1 protein-coding gene and 1 pseudogene are annotated in these 1,611 nt (G+C 57.7%); one reads left to right on the top strand and one right to left on the bottom strand.

Annotation, left to right across the window (positions count from 1 at the left end; all coding sequences use genetic code 11):
* Nucleotides 1-65 precede the first annotated feature (65 nt).
* Nucleotides 66-887 (bottom strand): hypothetical protein, encoded by an 822-nt coding sequence (locus tag BN873_RS12965; RefSeq protein ID WP_048674337.1) that lies wholly within the window; start codon nt 885-887, stop codon nt 66-68.
* A gap of 73 nt (nt 888-960) precedes the next feature.
* Between BN873_RS12965 and BN873_RS20995 the strand changes: the two are divergent.
* Nucleotides 961-1,516 (top strand): annotated as a pseudogene (locus tag BN873_RS20995) (IS5 family transposase); the annotation flags it as partial.
* Between the last annotated feature and the right edge of the window lie 95 nt (nt 1,517-1,611).

Raw genomic sequence — 1,611 nt, 5'->3', positions numbered from 1 at the left:
AGGTGGATTTTCGGACCCTTCATGACTATTTCCCCTCTGACTTGCGGGGTCAATTCTTCATGTCGCTAAGGGGTCAATTTAGGCTGTCGCCTGACAGCGTAGGCCTCAATGGCCTGATCCTGGGGTGCGCCGAAGGTGGCGAGGATGAGGAACTCGCCGTTCTCTAGACGCAGGGCCGAGAGGTGGACAAAGCAGCCCCAAACGGGACGCCGCCCCGGCAGTCGGTAGACCTGGCCGGGTTTGAGCGACCCCAAGAGCGCGTCAATGCGCATCATCCGATTCCAGTGGTTGGGGACGAGCGTGTCGCATTTGATGCGCTGGTGGAAGGGAATCTGCTGGGCTTGCAGCCAGCGGAACCACGCCTCACCCACGAATTCACGGTCGGCCAGGAGAACGGCGATCCGCTCCACACCAAAGACCGCGAGAAAGCGCTCTATCAAGGCGATGCGCTCAGCGGTGTTGGAGTTAGCGGTGTTGGAGTTACCAGGCTTGTCCAGCACCGTCCAAAATAACGGCAAGGCGATGCCGCGCCAAGCGACGCCCAGTACCAGAAAATTGATGTCTGTCTTGCCAAACCGCCAGTGGGTGCGATCCAGCGCCAGCCGCCACGGGCCATCCCCGACCGGCACGAGGTGAACGAGCAGCCGTGCCCAGGCATCCGGCTCGATCTCAAACGCCCGAAAGAACCGTTGCAGGCGCTTGTAGTGCGACGCTACCCGCACTCCACCCCCAAACCCCGTGGCCAGTTCAGCCAAATTGACGCTGCGTACCTTGAACAGCGCCAGAAGAAAATGCGCTAAAAAACTAATCCGAGCACCCTGCCAAGGCAGGTGTTCAGCCAGCACCGCTTTCAGTTCGCGAACAGGATCGTTGATCGTGGCTTTCATGACATCCCTACAAAAATTCTAGCTTAACTTCCTTTATCTCAGTAGGTTAGGAATTTTGTCCTGTACTAAGGATTTACACACAGTGTTGTATGACCAATGCCGTGAGCCGGCGGGGCGTGAGGCCCAACCCACCGTGGGGATCATCGACCGTCAAATCGTCAAATCAGCGGAAAAAGGGGGGCGCGGATTGACCCTACGGGCTAGGATGCGGATCAACGCATCAAGGGCAAGAAGCGCCAGGTCTTGGTGGATACCCAGGGGTTCGTACTCAATGCCCTGATCCATCCGGCGAATCTTCAGGATCGGGACGGTGGATTAGGCCTGCTGGCCACCCTTCAAACCCCCTTTCCCAAGCTCAAGACCCTCTTTGCCGATGCCGCCTATCAAGGCCCCGCTTTCGCCAGGGGGTCTTTGCCCTTCGCCCTTCCCTGACCGTCGAGATCGTTAAGCGTCCGCAGGCCGCGAAAGGGTTTACCGTGCTGCCCAAGCGTTGGATCGTTGAGCGCACCTTAGCCTGGTTGAACCACTGTCGGCGCTTGGCCAAGGACTGGGAAAACCTCAATTTGAAGGCCCTCGCTTTCCTGCGCCTCGCCTCTATCCGATTCATGCTCAGAAAACTCTGTAATCCTAGGCCGTGTTCACAAAATCATGCTTCGTGTGCGAAACTGCTGGCTATTATCCACGGCCAGAGGGGTCGAGCATGGATCGTTTGTATTACCTTACG

The sequence above is a fragment of the Candidatus Competibacter denitrificans Run_A_D11 genome (assembly GCF_001051235.1).
GTDB lineage: Bacteria > Pseudomonadota > Gammaproteobacteria > Competibacterales > Competibacteraceae > Competibacter_A > Competibacter_A denitrificans.
This window is presented reverse-complemented; position numbering and strand designations above follow the sequence as displayed.

Coding starts and splice junctions, on each gene's coding strand:
- BN873_RS12965 (WP_048674337.1), bottom strand. CDS start 887: ATGAAAGCCACGATCAACGATCCTGTTCGCGAACTGAAAGCGGTGCTG.